Here is a 25,987-nt window from a genome sequence, read left to right as displayed (position 1 = left end):
TCGTATGGTGTCGACTCTAATACCGGATGACTGGACTTTGCGTGTGAGCGACACCAGTTGTAACCGGGCCGCAATGCGGCGCATTCCGATTCCCGAAGGGCCCTCGCTGGGTATCCGCCTCATGCGCCGCGGGAGATCAGCTCCGCGCCGAGGGCGAGAGCCGCGTCGACCGAGGCTGCGCGGATCGCGGCGCGGTCTCCGTCGAACCGGTGCTCGCGGACCAGCTCGTCCTCGCCGAGGACGGCCGCCACGAAGACGGTGCCGACGGCCGCATCCCCCTGCGGATCCGGACCGGCGACCCCAGTGGTCGCCAGGCCGAGCGTCGGACGCCCGTCGGCTGCGAGCCGCGAGGACGCTCCGCGCGCCATCTGCACGGCGACTCCGGGATCGACGGGACCCCGCTCGCCGAGGACGCGCGCGTCGACCCCGAGGAGCCGGTCCTTGAGGTCGGTGGCATAGCTCACCACTCCCCCGCGGTACACGGCGGAGGCGCCGGGCACCTCCACGAGGGCGGAGCTGAGCGCGCCGCCGGTGAGGGACTCCGCGACGGCGAGGTCGACACCCCGCCGCCGGAGCTCGGCGATCAGCTGCGCGGCCGTCACCGCGTCGACCGGGCGGCCCGGCTCTGGCGGGCGGCGTCGGCGAGGTAGTCGATCCCGGTGGCGACCGTGAGCACCACCGCCGCCGTCATCGTGATGCCGTTCAGCCAGTGGACCCACTCGCCGAGGACGGCCCAGAGCGGCAGCAGAGCGAGGGAGATCGCGATCGACTGCACGATCGTCTTGAGCTTGCCGCCCCGCGACGCGGGGATCACCCGGTCCGAGAGCACGGCCATCCGGAACACGGTGATGCCGATCTCGCGCACCAGGATGACGATCGTCACCCACCACGGCAGCTCCGCGAGGATCGAGAGCCCGACGAGCGCCGCGCCGGTGAGCACCTTGTCGGCGATCGGATCCAGGAGCTTGCCGAGATCGGTCACGAGGCCCCGGCTCCGGGCGATGTGCCCGTCGATGCCGTCCGTGGCGATCGCGACGATGAAGAGGAGCGCCGCGGCGATCCGGATCCCGCCGTCCTGCCCCCCGTCGGCCAGCAGGAGCCAGAAGAAGACGGGCGCCAGCAGGATCCGGACGACCGTGATCGCGTTCGGCAGGTTCCAGTTGCCCGACGCGGCCGGAGCCGGTGCGGTGGGGTGGGTCATCGTGCTCCGCCGTTCCTCGCAGTGCGGGCGACCGGGACGGTCACTCGCGTCCCGTCAGCGTCCAGGCGTCCTCGCCGGACCCCTCGTCGTCGTCGTGGTAGTCGGTGGCGGCGGGCCCCGTCGGCTCGGCCAGCGGATCCGCGTACGGGTCCGGGGCGACCGAGGACGGCGCGGCCGGCCCCTCGCCCGTGTCCTCGCCGCGCATCCGCGCGAGGACGCCCGGCAGCTGCTCGGCGGTGACCAGCACGTCGCGGGCCTTCGACCCCTCGGAGGGGCCGACGACCTCGCGCGACTCGAGCAGGTCCATCAGTCGGCCGGCCTTGGCGAAGCCGACGCGGAGCTTGCGCTGCAGCATCGAGGTCGAGCCGAACTGCGTGCTGACGACGAGCTCGGCCGCCGCGACCAGCAGCTCGAGGTCGTCCCCGATGTCGGAGTCGATCTCCTTGCGCTGCGCCTGCACGGTGATGTCCTGGCGGTACTCGGGCTGCGCCTGACGGGTGACGTGCTCGACGACCTTCGCGATCTCGTCCTCGCGGACCCAGGCGCCCTGGACGCGCATCGGCTTGTTGGTGCCCATGGGGAGGAAGAGGCCGTCGCCCTGCCCGATGAGCTTGTCGGCTCCCGGCTGGTCGAGGATGACCCGCGAGTCGGTCACGCTGGTCACCGCGAAGGCGAGGCGGCTGGGCACGTTCGCCTTGATGAGGCCGGTCACCACGTCGACGCTCGGCCGCTGCGTGGCCAGCACGAGGTGGATGCCCGAGGCGCGCGCGAGCTGGGTGATGCGCACGATCGAGTCCTCGACGTCGCGCGGGGCGACCATCATCAGGTCGGCGAGCTCGTCGACCACCACGAGGAGGTACGGGTACGGCTTGAGGACGCGGCTGCTGCCCGCGGGGAGCTTGATCTCGTCGGCGCGGACGGCCGCGTTGAAGTCGTCGATGTGGCGGAACCCGAACGACGCCAGGTCGTCGTAGCGCATGTCCATCTCCTTCACGACCCACTGCAGCGCCTCGGCGGCCTTCTTGGGGTTCGTGATGATCGGAGTGATCAGGTGCGGCACTCCGCCGTAGATGGTGAGCTCCACGCGCTTGGGGTCGATCAGGACCATGCGCACGTCCTGCGGGCGCGCGCGCATCAGCAGGCTCGTGATCATCGAGTTGACGAAGCTGGACTTGCCGGAGCCGGTGGAGCCGGCGACCAGGAGGTGCGGCATCTTGGCGAGGTTCGCCACGACGTAGCCGCCCTCGACGTCCTTGCCGACGCCGATGGTCATCGGGTGCGTGGACGTCGTCGAGGCCGGCGAGCGGAGGACGTCGCCCAGCGAGACGATCTCGCGGTCCGTGTTGGGGATCTCGACGCCGATCGCGCTCTTGCCCGGGATCGGGGAGAGGATCCGGACCTCGTTGCTGGCGACGGCGTAGGAGAGGTTCTTGCTGAGCGCGGTGACGCGCTCGACCTTGACGCCGGGGCCGAGCTCGATCTCGTAGCGGGTGACGGTCGGGCCGCGGGAGAAGCCGGTGACCGTCGCGTCCACGTTGAACTGCTGCAGCACCTCGGTGATGGCGCGGACCATCTCGTCGTTGGCCGCCGAGCGCGCCTTGGAGGGCGTGCCCGTCGAGAGGGCGGCCGCCGAAGGGAGGCGGTACGGCGCGTCGTCCTCGAACGAGGAGTCGAAACCGGCGGTCGGGTCCTCCTCGGCGAGGGGCGCGATCGGGCCGGTCTCGATGACGGGCGGGATCGGGACGGCGGGCGCCACGTCGAGGCGGTCGAGCCGGATGACCTCGGTCGCGTCGTCGTCGACCACGCCGGTCGCGCCGCGGGGAGCGCCCGTCTGCTCGAAGCGGGCGAGCGCCGCCTCGGCGGTCTCGGCCTCGGCCAGCACCTCGGTGGCGTAGGAGCGGGTCGGCGGGTGGGCCTCGTCGTCGCGCTCCTCGAGCGCGGTGTCGAAGCCCTTCGCGCGGCCGCGGGCCGGCGCGGCGCCCTCGATGACCTCGGTGAAGGAGTCGATCGGGAGCTCGGTCTGCACGGTCGGCTCGTCCTCGCGCCCGGACTCGGTGCGCCGCCACCAGGGCAGCTCTCCGCCGTCCTGCTGCGCGTCCTCCTCCTGCTCGGCCTCCGCCTTCGCCGCGGCCTTCGCGGCGGCCCGCTCGGCCTTGAGGCGGGCGCGCTCCTCGTCGTCGAGCACGGGGGCGCCGAAGAGGTAGCCGTAGAGCTCCCGCGAGCGCGCGCCGATGCGGTTCGGCGGGGTCTTGGTGATGATGAACAGCGACAGCAGGATCACGAGAGACAGCAGCACGGTCGCGCCGGGGACGGTGGCGATCGCCGCGAGCGGGGCGCCCACCAGCCAGCCGAGGACGCCTCCCGCGGCCGCCATGGTCTCGATTCCCTGGCCGGGCTGCGGCAGGCCGAGGTGCGCGTGGCAGATGCCGGCGGAGGCGACGAGCAGCGTGATGACGCCCACGCCGATCCGCCCGTTGTCGTCGACGGACCGGGGGTGCCGGAAGAGCCAGAGGGAGAAGAGGAGAAGGACGACCGGCAGCACGTAGGCGACACGGCCGAAGAAGCCGCCGAAGCTCCACGCGTCGAGCACCAGGGCGACCGGGTCGGTCGCGAGGAACCACTCGACCACCGCGCCCGCGACGGCCAGCAGCAGCAGCAGGAAGGGGACGCCGTCGCGGCGCTCCTCCTTCGCCAGCCGCTCGGGACCGAGGGCGCGGGCGGCGCCGCCCGCGAGGTGGGCCAGCGCCATCCAGAGCCGCACGGCGGGGTTGGTGCGCGGGGCGGACTCGAAGGCCACCGTCTTCGTCTCGGCGGCCGCCTTGCCCGAGCCTCGTCCGGATCGCGGCGCGCCGGAGCGCGGAGTCGCGCTGCCGCGCCCGCGCGAGGTCGTCTTGGTACTGGTCGCCATGAGGCCACCGTACCCGCCGCCCCCGTCAGGGCCGGTGACCCGCGCCGCGACGGCCGGCGCCGATCCGCCGCCGGCCGGGAGGCTCAGGCCTCGATGACGAGCGGCACGATCATGGGCCGGCGGCGGTAGGAGGTGTTGACCCAGCGGCCGACGACGCGACGGACGGCCTGCGAGAGCGCGTGCTGATCGCTCGCCCCGTTCCGCACCGCCTCCTCGAGCGCGGCCGCGATCCGCGGCTTGACCTCGTCGAAGACGCTGTCGTCCTCCGCGAAGCCCTTCGCGTGGATCTCGGGGCCGACGACGATCCGCCCCGTGCCCGCCTCGACCACCACGATGATCGAGATGAAGCCCTCCTCGCCGAGGATCCGCCGGTCCTTGAGGTCGGCGTCGGTGATCTCGCCCACCGACGATCCGTCGACGTAGACGAACCCCAGGTCGAGCCGTCCGACGACGGTCGCCCTGCCGTCGAGCAGGTCGATCACGGTGCCGTCCTCGGCGATGATCGTGTTCTCCTCCGCGATCCCGGTCTCACGCGCGAGCTGCGCGTTCGCGACCAGGTGCCGGTACTCGCCGTGCACCGGCATCACGTTCAGCGGCTTGAGGATGTTGTAGCAGTAGAGGAGCTCGCCGGCCGCGGCGTGCCCGGACACGTGCACCTTCGCGTTGCCCTTGTGCACGACGGTCGCTCCGAGCCGCGTGAGCCCGTTGATGACCCGGTACACCGCGTTCTCGTTGCCGGGGATGAGACTGGAGGCGAGGATCACGGTGTCGCCCTCCCCCGGCTCGATCTGGTGATCGAGGTTGGCCATCCGGCTGAGGACGGCCATCGGCTCGCCCTGCGACCCGGTGGACATGTAGACGATCCTGTCCTCGGGGACGTCGCCCGACTTCTTCATGTCGACCAGGACTCCCGGAGGGACGTGCAGGTAGCCGAGATCCGCGGCGATGCGCATGTTGCGGACCATGGAGCGGCCGAGCAGCGCCACGCGGCGGCCCGTGGCGTGGGCCGCGTCGAGCACCTGCTGCACCCGGTGCACGTGGCTGGAGAAGCTCGCGACGATGACGCGGCGGGTCGCCCTGGCCATGACGCTCTCGATGACCGGGCCGATGTCGCGCTCGCTCGGCGTGAAGCCGGGGACGTCGGCGTTGGTGGAGTCGACCATGAACAGGTCGACGCCCTCCTCGCCGAGGCGGGCGAAGGCGCGCAGGTCGGTGATCCGGCCGTCGAGCGGCAGCTGGTCCATCTTGAAGTCGCCGGTGTGCAGCACCGAGCCCGCGTCGGTGACGATCGACACGGCCAGCGCGTCCGGGATCGAGTGGTTCACGGCGACGAACTCGAGCTCGAAGGGCCCGAGGTTCTCGACGTCGCCCTCCTTCACCGTGAGCGTGTACGGCGTGATCCGGTGCTCCTTGAGCTTCGCCTCGACGAGGGCGAGCGTGAGGGTGGAGCCGATCAGCGGGATGTCGCGCTTCAGCCGGAGCAGGTAGGGGACGGCGCCGATGTGGTCCTCGTGGCCATGGGTGAGGACCACTCCGACGATGTCGTCGAGCCGGTCCCGGATGGGCGTGAAGTCCGGGAGGATCAGGTCGACGCCCGGCTGGTCCTCCTCCGGGAAGAGCACGCCGCAGTCGACGACCAGGAGCCTGCCGTCGATCTCGAAGACGGTCATGTTGCGGCCGATCTCGCCGAGGCCGCCGAGGGGGATGATCCGGAGCGTTCCCGGAGCGAGCGGGGCGGGGATGATCACGGGACCGGGCATGCGCCCTCCTTCTCCAGCGGTGCTTTCTCGGGACGTGCCGCTCGGGCTCAGCGGGTGGTGCCGGCGACCTTCGGGAGGGCGCCGCCGGCCGCGGCGTTGCGGTCGGGCCGGAAGTTGCGGAAGTCGACGCCCGGGATGTCGCGGACCAGGCCGAGCTCGTCCTCGATGAGCGCCGCCTCCGACTCCTCCGGGCCGACCAGGGGCAGCCGCACGCGCGGCGAGGAGATGCGGCCGAGGCCGTGCAGGATGTACTTCGCGGCGACGGTCCCGGGGACGTGCGTCATCACGGCGCGCACGAGCGGCTCGAGCTGCTGGTGCGCACGGGTGGCCGCGTGGAGGTCGCCCGCGTTCACGGCGTCGACGATCGTGCGGTACGGCGCGGCGGCGATGTTCGCGGTGACGCCGATGAGCCCCGTGGCGCCGATGGCGAGCTCGGGCAGCACGTTCGCGTCGTCGCCGCAGAAGTACATCAGGTCGGTCTGGTTGAGCACGCGGCTGACCTCGGAGAGATCGCCCTTCGCGTCCTTCACGGCCAGGATGTTCGGGTGCTTGGCCGCCCGCAGGATCGTCTCGTAGCGGATCGGCACGCCGGTGCGGCCGGGGATGTCGTAGAGGATGACCGGCAGGTCCGTCGCATCCGCGATCATCCGGAAGTGGGTGAGCACGCCCGCCTGCGTGGGCTTGTTGTAGTACGGGGTGACGATCATGTTGCCGTCGGCGCCGGCCTTCTCGCTCTGACGGGCGAGCTGCATGGCGTGGGCGGTCTCGTTCGAGCCGCCTCCCGTGATGATCTTCGCGCGGCCCCCGGCGACCGAGCGGCCGACCTCGACGAGGCGGATCTTCTCCGGGTCGGTCAGGGTGCTGGTCTCGCCCGTGGTCCCGGTGACCACGATGCCGTCCGCGCCCGCTGCGATGCAGTCGTCGATGTGCTTCTCGACACCGGGCCAGTCGACCTCGCCGTCGGCGGTGAACGGGGTGACCAGGGCGACCAGGACCTGGCCGAAGGGATTCTCCGGAGTTGACACGCTGCCAGGGTAGCGGGTCGCCGCCGCGCCGCCGGGAGGAGCTTCCCGGAGCCGCCCGCGCGGACGGCAGCAGGCGATCGGGCGGGACGGCCCGCTCGTCCTCGCCGGGCGGCGGGCTACGGGGCGACGCGGCCGTTCGCTGTGAAGGCGGCGGCCGTGAGGGGCATCAGCTCCTGGAAGTGCGTCTCCATCTGCTCGGCCGCAATCTCGATCTCGCGCTGCGGGAAGGAGGGGAACGTCGAGTCCTCGCGCTTGGTGCGCAGGGAGAGGAAGTTCATCAGCGAGCGGGCGTTGAGCGTGACGTACATCGACGAGTAGATGTTCAGCGGGAGGACGATCCGGGCGACCTCGCGGGCGACGCCCTCGCCGAGCATCCGCCGGTACGACTCGTAGGCCTGCGTGCTGACGCGGCGCGTCTCCGCGGCGACGAGCTCGGCCTGCTCCGCGGTGCCCGGCTCGAAGGAGTAGGCGCCGGGCTTGCCGACCTGCACGAGGTTGCGCCGGGGGCCGGGCACGTAGAAGACCGGGCGGAGCTCGCGGTAGCGGCCCGACTCCTCGTTGTAGGAGGCGATGCGGTGCCGCATGAACTCGCGGAAGACGAAGATCGGCGCCTGCACGTAGAAGGTCATCGAGTTGTGCTCGAACGGCGAGCCGTGGCGGTCGCGCATCAGGTAGTTGATCAGTCCGCGGTCGCGCTTGCGCTGCAGCTCGGCGTCGGACTCCTCGCCGTCGAGCGCCTCGGCGAGCGTCTTCTCGCCCTGGGTCGAGACGCGGGCCGCGAACAGCACGTCCGAGTCGTGGGCGCTCGCGCGGACCAGCTCGACGACGACATCACTGCGGAAGACGGGACTGCTCGGGTCTGCGCTGAGGCTGCTCTGTTCGGTCACGGATCGAACCTAGACCACGCTCCGACCGCGGCCGTCGTCACATCCCGAAACAGTCGTCCGCGCAGCGCCTGCGCCGACCTACGCTTCCCGGATGGAGCCCGTGACGATCCTCGCCGCACTGCTCGGCCTCGTCGTGCTGGGCGTCGTCCTCGGGGCTGTCCATCGGGCCCGCTCCGGGCGCGTCGCGAGCGCCCCCTCGCGCCAGGACCCCGCGATCGACCCCGGCGAGCTCGTCCCCGGCGCAGTGCTCGGGACCCGGGCCACAGTCGTGCAGTTCTCGACCGACGTCTGCACGCGGTGCCCTGCAGTGCGACGGATGCTCGGGGAGCTCGCCCAGCAGCGGCCCGGGCTGGCGCACCTCGACGTCGATCTGACGCACCGCCCCGACCTCGCGGCGCGCTTCCGCGTCCGGCAGACGCCCACGCTCCTCCTGCTCGATCGAGACGGAGTGCCGCGCAGCCGCATCGGCGGCGCTCCGACCCGCGCCGCCCTGACCATCGAGCTCGACCGACTCCAGGAGACATGATGAGCACCCGCTCCCCCTCCACCACCGGCGCCACTCCCCCGTCCGGCACCGTCGATCCCCGCGGTCCGAGGGTCGCCGCCGGAGTCACCGCCGCACTCCTCCTCACGGCCGTGGGCCTCGGGCTCGCGGCCGCGGCCCGGGCCGACCTCGACGGCCGGCTCTCCCAGCCCGGCTTCCTCCTGCTGCTCGCGCTCGCCGCCCTCTTCGCCTGGTCGGCCGCGCGCGGCGTCGGCTCCGGCCCCTGGGCGGTGCTGTTCCGCCGGGTGGTCCGGCCGCACCTGGCACCGCCGCGCGAGTGGGAGGACGCCCGCCCGCCGCGCTTCGCCCAGCTGATCGGCCTGGTGGTGACCGGCGCCGGCGTCCTCCTGCACGTCGCCGGCGTCCCGGGATCGGTCCCGGTCGCCGCGGCCGTCGCCTTCCTCGCCGCCTTCCTCAACGCCGTGTTCGGCCTCTGCCTGGGCTGCGAGCTCTACCTCGTGCTCGCGCGGGCCGGCCTGGTCGGGCGCTCGGCCGGCTCCCGGGCGTGAGGCTCTAGGCTGGGTCCGCTTCGCGGGCGGCCCGCGACCGGCTCCGGGAGGCACCATGAGCGACTCATCCGCACGGCACTCCGACCACGACGGGACCACGGACTCCGGCTCGCCGCGGCGCGCCGCGCGCACGCCGGGCGAGCACGTGTCGACGCCGTCCGAGCTGCCCTCGGCCCGGCCGGATGCGTCCGCTCCCCGGCTCCGCGTCCTGATCTCGGGCGCCAGCGGGATGATCGGCTCCGAGCTGACCCGCCAGCTGCGCGCCGAGGGGCACGAGATCCTGCGCCTGGTGCGCCACGCGCCGTCGAGCCCGGACGAGTTCCACTGGGCGCCCACCTCGCACATGCTCGACTTCAGCGTGCTCGACCGCGTCGACGCCGTGATCAACCTCTCCGGCGCCTCGATCAGCCGCCTGCCGTGGACCGCGTCCTACAAGCGGGAGATCCTCGACTCGCGGATCCAGTCCACGCAGACCCTCACCGACGCGATGCGGATGTCCTCGACCCCGCCGACGACGCTGATCAACGCCTCCGCGGTCGGCTACTACGGAGACCGCCCGGGCGAGGAGCTCACCGAGCAGTCCTCGCGCGGCGACGGGTTCCTCGCCGACGTCGTCGACCGCTGGGAGAAGGCCGCCCACCTCGCGCCCGAGGCCACGCGGGTGGTCACCGCTCGCACCGGGCTCGTCCTCGGCGACGGCGGCGCGCTCAAGCCGCTCCTGCCCCTGACGAAGCTCGGCCTCAGCGGACCCCTCGGCAGCGGCAACCAGGCCTGGCCCTGGATCAGCCTCTACGACGAGGCCGCGGCGATCCGCCACCTGCTCACGTCCTCGCTCTCGGGCCCGGTGAACCTCGCCGGACCGGTGCCGGCGACCGCGAACGACGTGATGCGCACCCTCGCCGAGCAGCTGCACCGCCCGTTCAAGCTGGCCGTCCCCGAGAAGATCATCGAGCTCGCGCTGCGCGACGCCGGGCACGAGCTCCTGCTCTCGAGCCAGCGCCTGGTCCCCCAGCGGCTGCTCGACGACGGCTTCGAGTTCCGCCACCGCACGGTCGGCGCGGCGCTGGAGTGGGTGCTCGCCTGATCCCGGCCGCCCGAGCGGTCCTCGCCCGGAGAGCCGCGCTCGGGTCGCGGCCGAGCGGTCAGGCCGGAGCCTCGTGCTCCAGCGCGATGGCCCGGCGGATGGCGCCTCGGGCGCGCTTGCGGTCGCCGCTGGCGTCGTAGGCGAGGCCGAGGCGGTACCAGGCGCGCCAGCTCCCGGGCTGCGCGTCGACCTCCTCCGCGTACCGCGGGAACAGCGCGTCCGCCTCCTCCCGGAGCGGACGCCCGCTGGCCCGCGAGTCGAGGACCTCCTGCGGCAGCGCGTTCTCGCCCTCCAGCCGACGGGCCAGCTTCTCGGCGCGGAGCCCGAACAGCAGCTCGCGCACGAGCCCCCAGACGCCGACGGCGCCGAGGATCAGCAGGCCGACGCCCATCACGATGCCGGGCACCGTCGCCGCGGCGAAGGCGACGACGGAGTACTGCAGGCAGACGAACAGGTAGAGGGCGAGCAGGACCGCCATCAGGACGACGCCGATGCGGGTCCTCACGGGGTGCTCGTCGCTGCGGCGGCCTGGCCGGACGGAGCCCGGTCGATGACGGGCTGCTCGTCGACCGGCCGCTCGTCGAGAGGCGCGGCGTCGAAGGCGGCGCGCAGGTCGATCAGCGCGTCGAGGCCCACCACCACGCCCGTGGTCGTCCGGACCGCGTCGAGAGCGCGCAGGACGCCCTGCTCGTAGGACGCCTGCGAGGTGGTGTCGTGCCGGATGGTGACCGTCTCGCCGGTGCCGCCGAAGACGACCTCCTGGCGCGCCTCCACTCCGGGCAGGCGGAGGCTGTGGACCGGGACGCTCGCGACCTGCTGGCCGCGGGCCCGCTGGTCGGTGTGCGGAGCCTGCACCGGACCGAGCTCGGCCCGGGCGCGCAGCAGCAGCTCGGCTGTGCGGACCGCGGTCCCGGAGGGCGAGTCGACCTTGCGGGCGCCGTGGGTCTCGACGATCTCGGCGGCGTCGAAGAAGCGCGCGGCCACGGTGGCCAGCGCGGTCGCGAGCACCGAGCCCAGCGAGAAGTTGGGGATGATCACGACGCCGGCCTCCGGCTGCTCGGCGACGCTGCGCCGGAGGGCCGCGATCCGGTCGCCGGTCCAGCCGGAGGTGCCGACGAGCACCTTCCTCCCGTTGGCCACGGCGAAGTCGACGATCTGCTGGCTGACGGCCGGCACGGTCATGTCGACGACGACGTCGGCCGCGAGCATCTCGGCGGGATCGCTCCGCGAGCCGAGCCGCGCGACGAGCGAGAACTCGCTCGACGCCTCGATGAGCGAGCAGGTGAACGAGCCGAGTCGGCCGGACGCGCCGACCACGGCGACGGAGGTAGTCACCGACTCAGCGTAGCCCGCGGCTCAGTACGGCTGGGCCTCGGGCAGGCCGGTGCGCAGCTCCACGGGCAGGTGCGAGAGGTCGTTGTGCACGACGAGCACCGGCGGCTTGCGGGAGCGGACGCGGATGATCGTCAGCCCGCAGTTGGCCTGGTTGAGGCCCAGCCACCGCCAGTCGGGAGCGTCGAACACGTGGCGGACGAACCAGCCGATCACGAAGTTGTGGGTGATGAGGAGGTCGTGGCGGTCCTCGCGCGACGGCGCCAGGAACTCGGCCACCGCGTCCTGCATCTGCGCGTGCCCCGCCTCGATCTCGGCCGCGGTGACGCTGCCGAAGAAGGGCTCGAACGCCTTGGGCATGTCCGGGGTCGGCCCCGAGGGGATGCAGTCGAACAGCAGCGAGGACGGCTGGAGCGGCAGGCTCGGCAGAAGCGTCTGGAAGCGCGCGGCCGTCTCCTCGGCCCGGCGCAGCGGCGAGTGCCACGCTCCGGTGAAGGGGACTCCGCCGAGCCGCTCGGCGATGAGCCTCGCCTGGCGCTCACCACGGGCCGAGAGCGGGCCGTCCGGCATGCCGTGCTCGGCGTCCTGCTGCTCGCCGTGGCGGACGAGGTAGATGTAGTGGGACACGGGGTCCTCCCTGGTGCGGCGCGGCGGTGCGCGGTCAGCGGGCGTTCGACGATCGGATCAGATCGCGGAGGCGCTCTCGATCCCGGCGATCCCGGCGAAGGCCGACTCGTCGACCGCGCCGACGGCCGAGATCGACGACGGCCCCCGGGCCAAGTCTGCCGCGAGTGCCTGGACGTCCTCCGCGCCGACGAGGGCGAGTCGGCGCAGGCTCTCGTCGAGGTCGACGAACTCGCCGAAGGTCAGCTCGGCGCGTCCGAGGCGCGACATCCGGGTGTCGGAGTCCTCCAGCGCGAGCGCCGCCGCTCCCGAGAGCTGGCCGCGGGCGCGGGCGAGCTCGTCGTCGGTGACGCCGTCCTCGGCGAGGCGGTGGAACTCGGTGAGCAGGAGCTCGGCGACCGTCCCCGCCTTCGCCGGGGTGCACGCGGCGTAGAGCCCGAAGAGGCCCGCGTCCGAGTAGGACGGGGCGAAGGAGTAGACGGAGTAGGCCAGGCCGCGCTTCTCGCGCACCTCCTGGAACAGCCGCGAGGACATGCCGCCGCCGAGGATCGAGTTGAGGACGCCCATCGTCATCCGCCGCTCGTCGCCCGCGGCGAGACCGGGGAAGCCGACCAGCAGGTTCGCCTGCTCGGTGGGGCGGTGCACCACCGACAGGGCGCTGCCGCGGGTGTAGGACGCACGGCCGCCGACGCGCCGCTCGACGGGCGGGGCCGCCGTGCCGAGGTCCCAGCCGTCGGCGACGAGGACCCGCTGGAGCAGCGCGACGAGCGCCTCGTGGTCGACGGCGCCGGCGACGGTGATCACCACGTCTCGCGGGCGGTAGGCGGCGCGGTAGTGCGCCCAGACCGCGTCCCGGGTGGCCTCGCCGATGGTCGCGGCGGTGCCCCCGATCGGGCGGCCCAGCGGGTGGTCGCCGAACACGGCCTCGAACAGCTTCTCGCCCGCCACGTCGGCCGGATCGTCGTCCGCCATCGCCAGCTCCTCGAGGATGACCCCGCGCTCGGTCTCGAACTCGTCCGGATCGATCAGGCTCGAGGTCACCATGTCGGCGATCACCTCGACAGCCATCGGGAGGTCGCGGTCCTGGATCTTGGCGTAGTAGCAGGTGTACTCCTTGGCGGTGAGAGCGTTGTGCTCCCCGCCCACGGAGTCGAAGGACACGGCGATGTCGAGGGCGGACCGCTTCTGCGTGCCCTTGAACAGCAGGTGCTCGAGGAAGTGCGTCGAGCCGACGTTGGAGGGCACGGCGGGCTCGCCCGCGGTCGCGGGGCGGCCGGGCCGCTCGTCGCGAGAACCCGCGGCGACCCAGAAGCCGATCGTGGCGCTGCGGGCGCCGGGCACCGATTCGCTGAGGATGCGGACACCGCTCGGGAGGACGGAGCGGCGGACCGTGGATCCGCCTGCGGCCCGGACTGACGTCTCCGGCTGGTCGAGGGGCAGTGCGACTCCGTGATTCATCGTGCCCACCCTAGGCCACCGCGACGGCGGCCCGAGCCGGGCTGTCGCGCCGTGGCGGGAGAGGTGCAGGGGGCGTCGCGGACGGGCGCGGTCAGCGGCGCGCGCGCTCCAGCGCGGCCAGGTGTCCGGGGTCGAGCTCGAGCGAGACCGCGCGCACCAGCGCGTCCACGTCGGCGGGTGAGCGCGGGGCGACCGTCGCGGCGGTCAGCCGCGGCCGGCCGAGCAGCCAGGCCAGGGCGACGGCGGCGGGAGCGGCCGAGAGCTCGGCACCGATCGCGTCGAGGACGGCGAGGACCCGGCGTCCGCGGCGCCCGAGGTGGGCGGCGGCGAGTGCCCCGTCGGGCAGGCGGCCGAGCTCGCGGCGGGTGCGCTCGGCGCCGCGGAGGAACCCGTGGGCGAGGGGGACGGTCGCGAGCAGGGCGAGTCCCTGGCCGGCGGCGACGAGGCCGAGATCGCCCTCCGAGCCGGGCCGCTCGAGCAGGTTCCAGCGGACCTCCGCGCCGGCGAGGCGGGGCAGCCCGTGGGCGGCCAGGACGCGCGCCTCGAACAGCTCCTCCGGGGAGAACCCGGAGGCGACCACCGACCGCACCAGCCCGCGCGCCAGCAGCACGTCGACGGCGCTGAGGAGCTCGTCGAGGCGTCCGGCCCCGTCGGGGCGGACCGCCAGCACATCGAGGCGATCGGTGCGGAGGCGGCGCAGCGCCCCCTCGACACGGTCCACCAGCGCACGCGGCGTCGCGGGCGCGCCGACCGGAGCGGCGAAGCGACCGATCAGGAGGAAGCGGTCCCGGTCGCGGTGTCCGGCGGGCCAGCCGCCGACGCCCTCCGCGAGGCTCGAGTCGGTGACGACGACGCCGTTGCCGCCCCACGCCGCGTAGCGCTCGAGCAGCGCGGCACCGTCGTCGCGGCCGAGGGCCGCCGCGTCGAGCACGAAGGGGAAGAGGTCGTGGCCGGAGTCGCCCATCGGCCGGCGGCGCGAGGGTGCGACGGCGGTCGGCTCGACGGAGCCGGTCTCGGCGAGGACGCCGCTCGAGGCGGCTGCGCGGGAGGCCGCGGGCGGGAGCGGGACGGCACTGTGACGGGGAGCCCGCACGACGGCGCCGGTCCTGTCCCTGGGCACGCCACCACTCTCCCTGCGGCGGCTCGGGTCCCGCCAGGGGAGAGAGTATCCGAGCGCCGGAGCCGCCACTCCGCCGGGTCGCGCACGGTTCACCAGATCGTTACACGGGCGCCGCCGGCGGGGTCGACTCGCGCCGGCGAGCGGTGCGGCGGGCCCCTCCGTGTCGGCCGTCCGGGCTAGATTCGCGACCATGGACTCCGCCGCCCCGACCCCCTCCGAGACCGCCGCCCCGACCTCCGACTCCCCCGAGCGGGAGACGTCAGCGCCCTGGTGGACGAGCGCCGTCGTCTACCAGATCTACCCGCGCTCGTTCGCGGACTCGAACGGCGACGGCATCGGCGACCTGGGCGGCATCCGCTCGAAGCTCGACCACCTCGCCGACCTGGGGGTCGACGTGATCTGGCTCTCGCCGGTCTACCCGTCGCCGCAGCACGACAACGGCTACGACATCTCGGACTACGAGGACATCGACCCGCGGTTCGGCACGCTGGAGGAGTTCGACCTGCTCCTCGCGGAGGCCCACGAGCGCGGCATCCGCATCGTGATGGACCTCGTGGTCAATCACACGAGCGACGAGCACGCCTGGTTCGTCGAGTCCCGCTCCTCGCAGGAGGACCCGAAGCGCGACTGGTACTGGTGGCGCCGCGGGCGCCGCTCGGCCGAGCCCGGCCGCGAGCTCGAGGCGGCCGCCGGCGCCGGCCTCGACGTCGCCGAGCCGAACGGCTGGCGCTCCTACTTCTCCGGCCCGGCCTGGACGCTCGACCCGGCGACGGACGAGTACTTCCTCCACCTCTTCGCGGTGCAGCAGCCGGACCTCAACTGGGAGAACCCCGAGGTGCGGAACGCGGTGCACGCGATGATGAACCGCTGGCTCGACCGCGGAGTGGACGGCTTCCGGATGGACGTGATCAACCTCGTCTCGAAGGACGTCGGAGCCGTCGACGGCGAGCAGGGCGGCGCGGGCATCGTCGGAGGGGTGGGTCCGCGGCTCCACGAGTACCTCCGCGAGATGCACGAGGCCGTGTTCGCGCACCGCGAGGGCTCCTTCCTCACCGTCGGCGAGATGCCCGGGGTCACCCTCGAGGAGGCGGTGCTCGTGACCGATCCCGAGCGGCGTGAGCTCGACATGGTCTTCCAGTTCGAGCACGTCGGCATCGACCACGGAGTTGACAAGTTCCACCCGGTGCCGCTGGACCTGGTCGCCTTGAAGGCCAACCTCGCGCGCTGGCAGGACGGCCTGGCCGAGCGCGGCTGGAACAGCCTGTACCTCGGCAACCACGACCAGCCGCGTCTCGTCTCGCGCTTCGGGGACGACGGCGCGCACCGCTACGAGTCCGCGACCCTCTGGGCGACGCTCCTCCACCTCCAGCGCGGCACGCCGTACATCTACCAGGGCGACGAGATCGGGATGACGAACGTCCCGTTCGCCGGCATCGAGGACTTCCGCGACGTCGAGTCCCTGAACTACTGGGCCGAGGCCGTCGACGAGCGCGGCGAGGACCCCGCGACCGTGCTCGCCGGGCTGCGCGCGCAGAGCCGCGACAACGCCCGCACGCCGGTGCAGTGGGACGACGGCCCCCAGGCCGGCTTCACGACCGGCGAGCCGTGGATCGCGGTCAACCCGAACGCCGCCGAGGTGAACGTCGCCGCCGATCGGGCCGCCGAGCGGTCGGTCTTCGAGTACTACCGGGCGCTGATCGCGCTGCGGCACGCCGACGAGACGGTGCAGCTGGGCCGCTTCGCGCTGCTGGAGCCCGAGCACCCCGCGCTCTTCGCCTTCACGCGCACCGGACCGGGCGAGCTGCTCGTCGTCGGGAACGTGTCCGGTGAGCCGCTCGAGGTGCCGCTGCTCGAGGAGTGGGCGGCTGCCGAGACGGTCCTCGGCAACGTCGCCGGTGCGACCGGGTCGACGCTCGGCCCGTGGGAGGCGCGCATCCTGCGCCGCTGAACCTCGCCGCGCCCCGCTCCGAGCACGGCGCGGGGCGCGGCGCCCGACGGCGGTGGACCAGCGGGCGAGGGCCTCAGGCGGAGACGCGGTCCAGTTGAGCGACGTCGCTGCGGGTCAGCGGGAGCGCGGCCGCCGCGAACAGCGACTCGAGCTCCGCGGCGTTCCGCGCCCGGACGATCGCCGCCGAGACCTCCTGGTGCGAGAGCACCCAGGCGAGCGCGACCACGCCGGGCTCCGTGCCGTGGGACCCGGCGATCTCGTCGAGGGCCGCGAGCACGCGGGAGCCGTGGCGGCCGACGTAGTCCAGGCCCGCCTCGAACAGGGCCGACTCCGGCTCGTCCGTGCGGCTGCGCAGGGCGCCGGTGAGGTAGCCGCTCGCCAGGGGCAGCCGCGCGAGGGTGCCGAGCTCGAGCCGCACCACCTCGGGGGCGACGTCGGTCTCGTAGGTCCGGCGCTCCATCAGGCTGTACTCCGACACGACGGCCGAGAGCGACGGCAGCGCGAACGCGGTCGCCGTCTCGTGCAGCGCCGTGATCGCGGCTCCGCTGAAGTGCGCGGCGCCCAGGGCGCCGACCGAGCCGTCCGCCAGGAACGGCGCGACCGCCGCCAGGCTGTCGGCGATGGGGATCCCGGGGTCCTCGCTGTCGAACGAGAGCAGGTCGATCCGGGTGCCGAGCCGCTCGAGGCTCCCCTCGATCGCGATGCGGACGTCCTCCGGGGCGAGGCCCGGCGCGTCCGGGTGCCGGCCGACCTTCGTCGCGACCAGCATCCGCTCGCGCAGCCCGCTCTGCTCGAGCCAGCGGCCGATCATGTACTCGCTCCGACCGGTCGCGTAGTGGTCCGCGGTCGAGATCAGGGTGCCGCCGAGACGGCCGAACGCGTCGAGCACCTCGGTGGTGTCGTCGATCCCGGCGGCCCAGCCGAAGACGGAGCCGTCGAGGGCGAGCGGATGCACGGGGAGGCCGGTCCGACCCAGGGTGCGTGAGAGGAGGGGCGTCTCCGGCTCGGTGGCCAGGGGCGTCGGGTCGGTCACGGAGTCCTCCGGTCGGGGCGGTGCGGCGCGGTCCCGCCACCGTACCCCATGCCCCCGCCGACGACGGACGCCCGCCCCACCGGAGTGGGACGGGCGTCACGGTCGTGCAGGAGGGATCAGCTCTCGGCGGGAGCCTCTGCCTCGGCCTCCTCGGCCACGACGGGCGCGAGGGACAGCTTGCCGCGGTCGTCGATCTTGGTGATCTGGACGAGCAGCTTCTGACCGACTCCGAGGACGTCCTCGACGTTCTCGACGCGCTTGCCGCCGGCGAGCTTGCGGACCTCGCTGATGTGCAGCAGTCCGTCCTTGCCGGGGAGGAGCGAGACGAACGCGCCGAACGTCGCGAGCTTGACGACGGTTCCGAGGAACTGCTCGCCGACCTCGGGGTTGGTCGGGTTCGCGATGGCGTTGACCTGCGCACGCGCGGCCTCGGCCGACGGGCCGTCGACGGCTCCGATGTAGACGGTGCCGTCCTCCTCGATGGAGATGTCGGCGCCGGTCTCGTCCTGGATCGCGTTGATCGTCTTGCCCTTGGGGCCGATCAGCTCGCCGATCTTGTCGACGGGGATCTGCACCGAGATCACGCGGGGCGCGGTCGGGGCCATCTCGTCGGGCTGGTCGATGGCCGCCGTGAGCACCGCGAGGATCGTGGTGCGGGCGTCCTTGGCCTGCTTGAGCGCGGCGTCGAGCACCGACGACGGGATGCCGTCGAGCTTCGTGTCGAGCTGGATGGCCGTGACGAACTCGGCGGTTCCGGCGACCTTGAAGTCCATGTCGCCGAGCGCGTCCTCGGCGCCCAGGATGTCGGTCAGCGCCGCGTAGCGGGTCTGGCCGTCGACGACGTCGGACACGAGGCCCATCGCGATGCCCGCGACCGGGGCGCGCAGCGGCACTCCGGCGTTGAGGAGCGACAGGGTCGACGCGCAGACCGAGCCCATCGAGGTCGAGCCGTTCGAGCTCAGCGCCTCGGAGACCTGGCGGATCGCGTAGGGGAACTCCTCGCGGCTCGGCAGCACCGGCACGAGGGCGCGCTCGGCGAGGAAGCCGTGCCCGATCTCGCGACGCTTCGGCGATCCGACGCGGCCGGTCTCACCGGTCGAGTAGGGCGGGAAGTTGTAGTGGTGCAGGTACCGCTTCTTGGTGACGGGCGACAGCGAGTCGATCTGCTGCTCCATCTTGAGCATGTTCAGCGTGGTGACGCCCAGGATCTGGGTCTCGCCGCGCTGGAAGATGGCCGAGCCGTGGACGCGCGGGATGACCTGCACCTCGGCGTCGAGCGGGCGGATGTCGGCCAGGCCGCGTCCGTCGATGCGCACGCCGTCGCGGAGGATGCGGCCGCGGACGACCACCTTCGTGACGGACTTGTACGCCGCTCCGACCTGGTTGTAGGCCTCGGCCGAGAGCTGGCCCGAGGCGACGCGCTCGGCGATCTGCTCCTTGACGCGCGCCTTGAGGGCGTCGTCGGCGTCCTGCCGCTCGACCTTGTCGGCGATCTGGTACACGCGGACGAGCTCGTCGTAGCTGAGCTCGGCGACGTTGTCGTAGGTCTCCTGCGCGTAGGGCAGGAACACCGGGTAGTCCTTGACCGGCTTCGCGGTCTCGGCGGCGAGCTTCGCCTGCGCCTCGACGAGTGCGCGGAGGAAGGGCTTGGCGGCCTCGAGGCCCTCGGCGACGACGTCCTCGCTGGGCTTGGTCGCACCCGCCTTGATGAGGTTCCAGGAGGACTCCGTGGCCTCGGCCTCGACCATCATGATGGCGACGTCCGAGGAGCCGTCCTCGTTGGTGACGACGCGGCCCGCGACGGTGAGGTCGAAGACGGCGTTCTCCAGCTGGGAGGCCTTGGGGAAGGCGACCCACTGGTCGTTGCCGGAGCCGTCGGACATGAGCGCCAGGCGGACGCCGGCGACCGGGCCGGAGAACGGCAGGCCGGAGATCTGCGTGGACGCGCTCGCGGCGTTGATCGCGAGGGCGTCGTAGAACTCGTCCGGCGCGATGCTGAGGACCGTGATGACGATCTGGACCTCGTTGCGCAGGCCCTCGACGAACGAGGGGCGCAGCGGCCGGTCGATCAGACGGCAGACCAGGATCGCCTCGGTGGAGGGGCGGCCCTCGCGGCGGAAGAACGAGCCGGGGATCTTGCCGGCGGCGTAGGAGCGCTCCTCGACGTCGACGGTCAGCGGGAAGAAGTCGAAGTTGTCCTTCGGGTTCTTCGAGGCCGACGTGGCCGAGAGGAGCATGGTGTCCTCGTCGAGGTAGGCGGCGACGGCGCCCTGAGCCTGCTGCGCGAGGCGGCCGGTCTCGAAGCGGACGGTGCGGGTGCCGTACGAGCCGTTGTCGAGAACGGCTTCGGCGAATGTGATTTCAGGACCTTCCAAGAGGTCTGTCTCCTTAACGTCTGCAGCGGCGCCCCTTCTGGGCGCCGGCGTTCGTCGGAGCAGCGGTCCGGTCAGGAATCGAGACGATCCCACGGCAGGGCTTCGCGCCGTGCCGTCGTGTGGAGGGCGTTCGTGCTGGCCACCAGTAGAAGAGCTCCGGGCTGTCGCGACCTGTGCCGCGAGCGGGACGTGCCGCCTGCGACTCGTGCCGCGGCGGCCCGTGCTCTGTCGCACGCTGCCGCTGTCCGGGACTCCACCACCGAGGACCAGCTTCCTGCCGGCCTGCTCCGTGGCTCGAATCCTGGGTCGACCGGCGGTCGCTTTCGGATTCGGAACCGGTTCATGCTATCAGCCGCGGTGCGGTTCCTCCATGGACCGCGCCGACCCGGCCGGCCCTCCGCCCGTCAGCCCCGCGTCTCGTGCATCAGCAGCTCGACGCGCAGCCCGCCCCTCACCGTCACGATGCGGGCCGGCACGCGGGGCGACCTCCCCGCCTCCGAGAGCCGGGCGAGGGCGGCCTCGACCACGTTCTCGAGACCGCGCGGCACCTGGCCGACGAGCCCCGAGGGGCGCTGGGCCGCGAACAGGCGGACCGGCATCGGAGCGTCCACGCGCTCCTCCTCCGCGGTGCGGCGCGGGATCACGGCCGTGACCTCGTCCTCGCCGAGGGCGAGCACCCGCGCGATCTCGTCCTGGTGCGGCCGGGAGTCGGCGAGGCGGAGGAGGGTGTCGCCGCGCCGCGACTTCGGACGCAGCTCGTAGTCGTAGTCGTCGAGCTTGCCCGAGCCGCGGTCGTCGGAGGGGAGGGGGTTCGCGTCGCCGCGTCCGAACGGGAAGAGCTTCATGCCTCCATTGTCCAGCGCGCGGCCCCTCCCCCGCTCGCGTCAGGCGGTGCGCCGCATCCGGGCGATCGCCGCGAGCACCAGGACGAGCACGACGGCGACGAAGCCGAGCAGGACCGGGACGGCCGGCAGGAGCGCGAGCGCGGCACCGATCGCCAGGACCGGCACCGCGAGGCCGAGGTAGGCGGCGAGGAACACGGCCGCGAGCACCTCGCCGCGGGTCTCGTCGGTGGCGAGCGAGCCGGCGACTCCGAGCGCCAGGCGGAAGAGCAGGCCCACGCCCGCTCCCGCGAGCACCCCGCCGACGATGAAGGCGGACACCGAGACGATCACGGCGCCGGTCGCGACCAGCAGCAGCCCGGCCGTCAGCGCCACGGCCGCGAGGCGGAGCGCCGTCCGCGAGGACAGCCGGATCGAGACCAGCTGCGCGACGGCTCCGGCGGCGAAGACCCCGAAGGAGACCGCGCCCGCCTCGAGGTGGGAGGTCTCGCCGAAGCGCCCGGCGAGGAAGGTCGGCGCCAGCGAGGTGAAGAGGCCGAGCACGGCGAACCCGGCGAACGCGCCGACCGCGGCCGAGAGGAAGACGCCGCGGGAGGCGGCCGGCACGGCCAGGCGCTGCGGACGGTAGGCCGGGAGGACCTCGCCGCTCGACCGTCTCGGGGACGAGCGCGACGCCGATCCCGAGGACGACCAGGAAAACGAGGAATACGGCGTACGGGACGACCAGGGGCTCGCGCATCGTCACGGCGAACACCCCGCCGACGAGCGGGCCGAGCGCCAGCCCGCCCATGTTGACGAGGGCGGAGACGGCGCGGGAGGTGCCGGGGCCCTCCTCCGGGCGGGCGACGGCGCGCAGCTCCGAGAGGTGGGCGGTGGCCGTCGCGGTGAGCGCGCCGACGCCGAGCCCGGTCAGCAGGCGGGCGAGGATCAGCCCGGGCACGTCCGGCCAGAGCAGGAACACGGCGGCCGCCAGGACCTCGACGAGGATCGACGCGAGCAGGATCCGGCGGCGGCCGAGCCAGTCGCTGACGTGCCCGGCGAGGAAGAGGCTCGCCACGACTCCGACCGCGTACGCGGCGAAGACCACGGTGACGACGAAGGCCGGGAACCCGTCGCGCTGCTGGTAGATCGCGTAGAGCGGTGTCGGCACGGTCGAGAACGCCATCACCGTGAGGAAGGCGACGGCGATCACCCAGAAGCCGTGACGGTGCGGGAGCTCGCGGCGATGGACGGACGGGAGGGAGCGCTCGGTGGTGGTCACGGTGTCCACAGTGCTCCGCCCCATCATCCGTGTCCAACGGAGGATCTCGGTTGGATTGATCGTCCCTGCTGGATAATGGGCGGATGGACGACCGCCAGCTCGCCGCCTTCGTCGCCGTCGCCGAGGAGCTCAGCTTCACCCGGGCGGCCGCGCGCCTGTTCGTCGTGCAGTCGACCCTCTCAGCGAGCATCCGCTCGCTCGAGCAGGAGCTCGGCTCGCCGCTGTTCGCCCGCTCGACCCGGCGGGTGGCGCTCACCGCGGTCGGCGAGGCGCTCCTGCCCTCGGCCCGATCGGCGATCGACAGCCTCGACCGGATGCGCTCGCTCGCGGCCGACGACGCGGCGGGGCTCCGCGGGCGGGTGCGGGTGGGCACCTTCTCCGCCCTCGACCTCGTCGACCTGCCCGGCGCGCTCGGCGTCTTCCGCACTCGGCACCCGCTGGTGGACCTGCTCCTGCGCACCTCGACCACCGGCTCCACCGGTCTCGCCGAGGACCTGCGCCGCGGCCTGCTCGACGCCGCTCTGCTGGCACTGCCGGCGACGCAGCTGCGGGGCCTGGCGGTGACGCGGCTGGTGCGCAGCGACTACGTCCTGCTGGTGGAGAGCGCGCATCCGCTCGCCGCGGCGGGACCGCCCTCCCCGCAGGACCTCGACGGGCTCACCTTCGTGGACACGCCCGCCGGCTTCGGCAACAGGGTCGCCGTCGACCTCGCCTTCCGCGAGGCCGGGGCGTCGCGCCGGGTGGCCACCGAGGTCGCCGATCTGCCGGGGATCCCCCGCTTCGTGCAGGCGGGGCTGGGTCCGGCGATCGTGCCGCGCGCGGGCGTCGAGCCGCTGGAGGGCGTCACGGCCCTCGCGCTCGACTGGCCGGGGCTGGTCTGGGAGCTCTCGGTCTGCACGGCGCCGCGCCCCTCCGCCGCGGTGCAGGCGCTCACGGCCGTGCTGGCGGAGCGCTCGGCCTAGGCCTCAGCCCTCGCGCAGGGGGCCGCGGACGATCGAGTCGCCGGAGTGCTCCGGGTCGTCGTCGAACGGCTCCTGGGAGACGTCCACGAGCGAGTACTCGGCGAGGTCGACGTCGTCGGGGACGGCGAAGACGCCGTCGGTCCCGTCGAGCACGCCGAGGCCCACCAGCCCGGAGGCGTCGGCGGCGAGGAGCCAGACCTCCCGGTACGAGTCGTCCGCGCTCTGCGCATCGAGGTGCACGTGCAGGCGGCGGGCGCCGTCGGCGTCCTCCAGCTCCGCGGTTCCGCTCGCTCCCTGCCAGTCGGGGAGAGCGGCGAGATCAGCGCGCGCCACGACGGCGGCGGTGTCGTCGCTCCGCGAGGCCTGCCACCAGGCTCCGCCCGCGACCCCGATGACGAGCGCGCCGAGAGCGGCCAGCACGGCGCTCAGAGCGCGGGGCCGGCGGCGGCGCGCGGGACGGTGCCCTCCCCGGGGAAGGGCGAGCGGAGGCGGCACGGCAGCGGCCGACGACGGCAGGGCGCCGGGCCCGAGGTCGCCGAGGGCGAGCTCCTCGCGGATGCGGTCCCAGACGATCGCGGGCGGCGCCTCCAGCTCGACAGCACGGCTCGCACGGCCCAGGCCCGCGGCGTGGCCGAGCTCGACCAGCTGCCGGGCGCAGTCGGGGCAGTCGCGCAGGTGGGCCTGCTCGGCGTCGCTCGAGTGCTCGCCGAGGGCGAGCAGGGCGAGCTCGTCGGGATCGAGGTGGGTCATGTGCTGCTCACCTCCAGGCGGGAGCGGAGCCGGTCGAGGCTGCGGCGGATGTGGCTCTTGACGGTACCGAGCGGCAGGCCGGTGCGCTCGGCGATCTCGGTGTGGGTGAGGTCCTCGTAGAAGGCGAGGCCGATCACCCGCCGGGGGACGGGATCCAGGCGGGCCAGCTCGTCCGCGATCAGGATCCGCGCCTCGAGGTCGACGGGGGCCTCCCCCTCCTCGACCGGCGTGACGGCGACGAGGGCCTCGGTGAGCCTCCGCTCGCGCGCCCGCGCCTCGTGCGCGTCCGCGATCCTCCTCCGGGATATCCCGACCAGCCACGCTCCGAGAGCCGCCCGTCCGGGGTCGAAGCCCGAGCGCGAGGTCCAGGCCGAGACGAACACGCGCTGCACGACGTCCTCCGCGTCGCCGCGGTCGCCGAGCGAGCGCAGCGCCAGCGTGAAGACCAGCGGCGACCAGCGCGAGTACGCCTCGGCGAGCGCCGCCTCCTCCCCTGCGGCGAAGCGGCGGCCGAGCCGGGCCACGAGAGCGCTGTCGGCCTCGGCGCCGTCGGCGGGCTCGATGGTCTCGATCAGGGGGTCCCTCCAGGGCTGCGGGGAGCGCTGCCGCCCGGGGGCGTGCGGCGCTGCGAGGCTCATCGTACGTCGCTGAGGCTCGGGCGGGCGGGTCAGCCAGCCGGGACGGCCGTGACCACCACGTTGCTGAGGTAGTGGCGGGTGTCGTAGTCGAAGTCGCCGCCGCAGGTGATCAGGACCAGCCGCGGCGGTCCGTCGGCGGCGAACACGGCCGAGAGGTCGACCGTGGTCTTCTCCGTGGTCTCCACCGTCGAGACGGTGTACGCGCGCTCCGCGCCGTCCGCGCCGGTGAGGGTCACGGTCTGGCCCGGGACCGCCTTCTTCAGCTCGACGAACGGCCCGAGGCCGTAGGCGAGGGAGTCGACGTGCGCGGCGATCACGACCGTGCCCTCCGGCTCGTCGAGGCCGGCGCCGAAGCGGTACCAGCCGGCGACCTGCGTGTCGGGCACGAGCTCCATCGTGCCGTCGTCCGCGACTCCGACCGGCTCGACGGCCATGTCGACGGGGAGCCCGTCGACGACGAGCCGCTCGGGAGCGAGCGCGGTGGGGGCGGGGGTCGCGCCGAGCCGGGCGTCCGCCACCGGGACGGACGGCACCGCTTCCGGCAGGGCCGCCGCGGGCGAGGAGGGGACCGTGGCCGGCACCGGCTGCTGGGGCGCCGAGGAGACGGCGGCGGGAGCGGGCTCCACCCGGGACTCCTGCGCCGCGCATCCGGCGAGACCGGCACCGGCCACGATCAGCCCGACCACGGCGAGGACGCGCAGAGGGAAGGGGCTCCGGCTCATGGCGTCCTCCTGGGTCGTGGTCGGGGGTGCCGGGACGGCCGCGCTCCAGCACGGCCGACCCGGCGGTCGGAGCCTCGGGTCAGCGACGCGAGGCGGCGGTGCGGCGGCCGATCAGCACGGCGCCGGCGGCGGCGAGGGCGGCGAGCAGTGCTCCGCCCCACCAGCCCGCGGCGGCGTCGGGACGGTTGTCCGCGGCGAGGCCGGCCTCACCGGCGGGGACGCCCGACGGCGAGGAGTGCAGTCCGTCGATGGTCTGCGTCGCGAGAGCGAGGTTGCCCTTCTCCAGGCTGCCCCAGGCGTAGACGATCGTGTTCACGCCCTCCTGGACCTGCACGTCGGCCGGGCCGATGACCGGCGCGGTGGTCCCGGTCGCGGCGACCACGGTCGAGATCGTGGCCGGGGCGAGGTTCAGCACGCCCTCGTTCGGGTTCGTCACGTTCGTCAGGACGGGCGACCCTCCGGCGAGGATGTCCACGGCCGGAGCGGCGGCGATGTGGCGGACCGTGAGTCGGCCCTCGCCCGCGGCGGTCTTCGAGATGTCATTGGTGAAGAGGGTCGCGGTGGGGGTGTTGTCCGGCGTGAGGTGCGCCGCGACGGTGTAGCTCTTCCCCGCCTCGAGGCTGATGTCGATCGGGCCGATCACGGGGGCGCTGGCGTCCGCGGCGGTGGAGGCCGTGATGGCGACCTTGTAGGTGCCGGTGGGGAGGTCGAGCGGGCCGGCGAGCGAGCCGGGGGTGAAGTCGTCGAGCGTCAGCTTGCCGTCGACGTAGACGTCGACCGGGGTGTCGGGGACGGCGTGCAGGACCGAGAGGTCGGCCGAGTCGGCGTCGGCGGCGGCGGCGGGCGTGGCGGCGATGCCGACGACGGCCAGGGTTCCGATGCAGGCACCGGCGAGCAGGCTGCGGGAGAAGCGGGAGGTGGTCACGGTGTTCCTCTTTCACGATGGGACCCGCGAGGGGTCGGGGGGTGGTCGAGAAGGGCCTTCACCACTACTTCCGCCCGAG

24 protein-coding genes and 1 pseudogene are annotated in these 25,987 nt (G+C 73.3%); 5 read left to right on the top strand and 20 right to left on the bottom strand.

The annotated features are described in order from the left end of the window. Positions 1-119: 119 nt before the first annotated feature. From C5C30_RS06575 to thyX, 6 genes are all read right to left on the bottom strand, one after another. Positions 120-602 (bottom strand): CinA family protein, encoded by a 483-nt coding sequence (locus tag C5C30_RS06575; RefSeq protein WP_104224473.1) that lies wholly within the window; start codon positions 600-602, stop codon positions 120-122. Further along, a complete protein-coding gene (gene pgsA / locus C5C30_RS06570; RefSeq protein ID WP_104226303.1) occupies positions 599-1,201 on the bottom strand; it encodes a CDP-diacylglycerol--glycerol-3-phosphate 3-phosphatidyltransferase in 603 nt (200 codons plus the stop codon). Before pgsA ends, C5C30_RS06575 begins: the two co-directional genes overlap by 4 nt. Before the next feature lie 40 nt (positions 1,202-1,241). Beyond that, on the bottom strand, positions 1,242-4,109 hold the full coding sequence (locus C5C30_RS06565) for a DNA translocase FtsK (protein WP_104333389.1): 2,868 nt from the start codon (positions 4,107-4,109) through the stop codon (positions 1,242-1,244). An 83-nt stretch (positions 4,110-4,192) separates the two neighbouring features. After that, positions 4,193-5,869, bottom strand: coding sequence for a ribonuclease J (locus C5C30_RS06560; RefSeq protein ID WP_104224470.1), 1,677 nt, complete (start codon positions 5,867-5,869; stop codon positions 4,193-4,195). A 47-nt stretch (positions 5,870-5,916) separates the two neighbouring features. Next, positions 5,917-6,894, bottom strand: a complete 978-nt coding sequence (gene dapA / locus C5C30_RS06555; RefSeq protein ID WP_104224469.1) for a 4-hydroxy-tetrahydrodipicolinate synthase — start codon at positions 6,892-6,894, stop codon at positions 5,917-5,919. 116 nt (positions 6,895-7,010) lie between these two features. After that, a complete protein-coding gene (thyX, locus tag C5C30_RS06550; protein ID WP_104333388.1) occupies positions 7,011-7,781 on the bottom strand; it encodes an FAD-dependent thymidylate synthase in 771 nt (256 codons plus the stop codon). A 91-nt stretch (positions 7,782-7,872) separates the two neighbouring features. Here thyX and C5C30_RS06545 point away from each other — a divergent pair, with 91 nt between their 5' ends. The 3 genes from C5C30_RS06545 to C5C30_RS06535 are packed head-to-tail and all read left to right on the top strand — an operon-like array spanning position 7,873 to position 9,918. Beyond that, positions 7,873-8,307, top strand: a complete 435-nt coding sequence (locus tag C5C30_RS06545) for a thioredoxin family protein (protein ID WP_104267086.1) — start codon at positions 7,873-7,875, stop codon at positions 8,305-8,307. Beyond that, a complete protein-coding gene (locus tag C5C30_RS06540) occupies positions 8,307-8,834 on the top strand; it encodes a DUF4395 domain-containing protein (RefSeq protein WP_104233265.1) in 528 nt (175 codons plus the stop codon). The genes C5C30_RS06545 and C5C30_RS06540 overlap by 1 nt, the downstream gene beginning before the upstream one ends. A 55-nt stretch (positions 8,835-8,889) precedes the next feature. After that, positions 8,890-9,918 carry a TIGR01777 family oxidoreductase gene (locus tag C5C30_RS06535; protein WP_104238626.1) on the top strand — a complete coding sequence of 343 codons (1,029 nt, stop codon included), beginning with the start codon at positions 8,890-8,892 and terminating at the stop codon, positions 9,916-9,918. Positions 9,919-9,976: 58 nt separating this feature from the next. On the opposite strand, the gene C5C30_RS06530 is transcribed toward C5C30_RS06535, so the two are convergent. The 5 genes from C5C30_RS06530 to C5C30_RS06510 all read right to left on the bottom strand — a co-directional run bounded on the left by C5C30_RS06530 (position 9,977) and on the right by C5C30_RS06510 (position 14,452). Then, the gene (locus C5C30_RS06530) at positions 9,977-10,423 is read right to left on the bottom strand and encodes a hypothetical protein (RefSeq protein WP_104283789.1); all 447 of its coding nucleotides are present in this window, start codon (positions 10,421-10,423) and stop codon (positions 9,977-9,979) included. Next, positions 10,420-11,253, bottom strand: coding sequence for a 4-hydroxy-tetrahydrodipicolinate reductase (dapB, locus tag C5C30_RS06525; RefSeq protein WP_104250174.1), 834 nt, complete (start codon positions 11,251-11,253; stop codon positions 10,420-10,422). The genes C5C30_RS06530 and dapB overlap by 4 nt, the downstream gene beginning before the upstream one ends. A 21-nt stretch (positions 11,254-11,274) precedes the next feature. Beyond that, on the bottom strand, positions 11,275-11,877 hold the full coding sequence (locus C5C30_RS06520; protein ID WP_104224462.1) for a histidine phosphatase family protein: 603 nt from the start codon (positions 11,875-11,877) through the stop codon (positions 11,275-11,277). A 57-nt stretch (positions 11,878-11,934) separates the two neighbouring features. Continuing rightward, positions 11,935-13,332, bottom strand: a complete 1,398-nt coding sequence (locus C5C30_RS06515; RefSeq protein WP_104224504.1) for a pitrilysin family protein — start codon at positions 13,330-13,332, stop codon at positions 11,935-11,937. Between the two features lie 91 nt (positions 13,333-13,423). Continuing rightward, complete coding sequence (locus C5C30_RS06510) at positions 13,424-14,452, bottom strand: aldo/keto reductase (protein ID WP_181131476.1); 1,029 nt, start codon at positions 14,450-14,452, stop codon at positions 13,424-13,426. 190 nt (positions 14,453-14,642) lie between these two features. On the opposite strand from C5C30_RS06510, the gene C5C30_RS06505 reads away from it, so the two are divergent. Further along, the gene (locus tag C5C30_RS06505; RefSeq protein WP_104333386.1) at positions 14,643-16,400 is read left to right on the top strand and encodes an alpha-glucosidase; all 1,758 of its coding nucleotides are present in this window, start codon (positions 14,643-14,645) and stop codon (positions 16,398-16,400) included. Positions 16,401-16,473: 73 nt separating this feature from the next. On the opposite strand, the gene C5C30_RS06500 is transcribed toward C5C30_RS06505, so the two are convergent. The 5 genes and pseudogenes from C5C30_RS06500 to C5C30_RS18005 form a co-directional block, all read right to left on the bottom strand. Continuing rightward, positions 16,474-17,433 carry an aldo/keto reductase gene (locus C5C30_RS06500; protein WP_104333385.1) on the bottom strand — a complete coding sequence of 320 codons (960 nt, stop codon included), beginning with the start codon at positions 17,431-17,433 and terminating at the stop codon, positions 16,474-16,476. Between the two features lie 116 nt (positions 17,434-17,549). Then, positions 17,550-19,808 carry a polyribonucleotide nucleotidyltransferase gene (locus C5C30_RS06495; RefSeq protein WP_104333384.1) on the bottom strand — a complete coding sequence of 753 codons (2,259 nt, stop codon included), beginning with the start codon at positions 19,806-19,808 and terminating at the stop codon, positions 17,550-17,552. Between the two features lie 404 nt (positions 19,809-20,212). Further along, entirely contained in the window at positions 20,213-20,653 is a 441-nt protein-coding gene (locus C5C30_RS06490; protein WP_104226292.1) for a hypothetical protein, read from the bottom strand. 39 nt (positions 20,654-20,692) lie between these two features. Continuing rightward, the gene (locus C5C30_RS18010; protein ID WP_258065825.1) at positions 20,693-21,256 is read right to left on the bottom strand and encodes a hypothetical protein; all 564 of its coding nucleotides are present in this window, start codon (positions 21,254-21,256) and stop codon (positions 20,693-20,695) included. Positions 21,257-21,338: 82 nt separating this feature from the next. Next, positions 21,339-21,815, bottom strand: a pseudogene (locus tag C5C30_RS18005) (MFS transporter); the annotation flags it as partial. Between the two features lie 179 nt (positions 21,816-21,994). On the opposite strand from C5C30_RS18005, the gene C5C30_RS06480 reads away from it, so the two are divergent. Further along, a complete protein-coding gene (locus tag C5C30_RS06480) occupies positions 21,995-22,873 on the top strand; it encodes a LysR family transcriptional regulator (RefSeq protein ID WP_104233255.1) in 879 nt (292 codons plus the stop codon). Between the two features lie 3 nt (positions 22,874-22,876). On the opposite strand, the gene C5C30_RS06475 is transcribed toward C5C30_RS06480, so the two are convergent. The 4 genes from C5C30_RS06475 to C5C30_RS06460 all read right to left on the bottom strand — a co-directional run bounded on the left by C5C30_RS06475 (position 22,877) and on the right by C5C30_RS06460 (position 25,908). Continuing rightward, positions 22,877-23,623 carry an anti-sigma factor gene (locus C5C30_RS06475; RefSeq protein ID WP_104262706.1) on the bottom strand — a complete coding sequence of 249 codons (747 nt, stop codon included), beginning with the start codon at positions 23,621-23,623 and terminating at the stop codon, positions 22,877-22,879. After that, complete coding sequence (locus C5C30_RS06470) at positions 23,620-24,261, bottom strand: RNA polymerase sigma factor (protein WP_104226288.1); 642 nt, start codon at positions 24,259-24,261, stop codon at positions 23,620-23,622. Before C5C30_RS06470 ends, C5C30_RS06475 begins: the two co-directional genes overlap by 4 nt. A gap of 29 nt (positions 24,262-24,290) precedes the next feature. After that, positions 24,291-24,983: a class F sortase gene (locus C5C30_RS06465; RefSeq protein WP_104262705.1), complete on the bottom strand. Its 693-nt coding sequence runs from the start codon at positions 24,981-24,983 to the stop codon at positions 24,291-24,293. Positions 24,984-25,062: 79 nt separating this feature from the next. Beyond that, positions 25,063-25,908 (bottom strand): DUF4397 domain-containing protein, encoded by an 846-nt coding sequence (locus C5C30_RS06460; RefSeq protein WP_104239038.1) that lies wholly within the window; start codon positions 25,906-25,908, stop codon positions 25,063-25,065. Positions 25,909-25,987: the final 79 nt, after the last annotated feature.

Origin of the sequence: Rathayibacter sp. AY2B5 (genome assembly GCF_002931645.1) — a bacterium.
GTDB lineage: Bacteria > Actinomycetota > Actinomycetes > Actinomycetales > Microbacteriaceae > Rathayibacter.
Note: the sequence above shows the minus strand (reverse complement) of the source record. Positions and strands in the feature narration are given on the sequence as shown.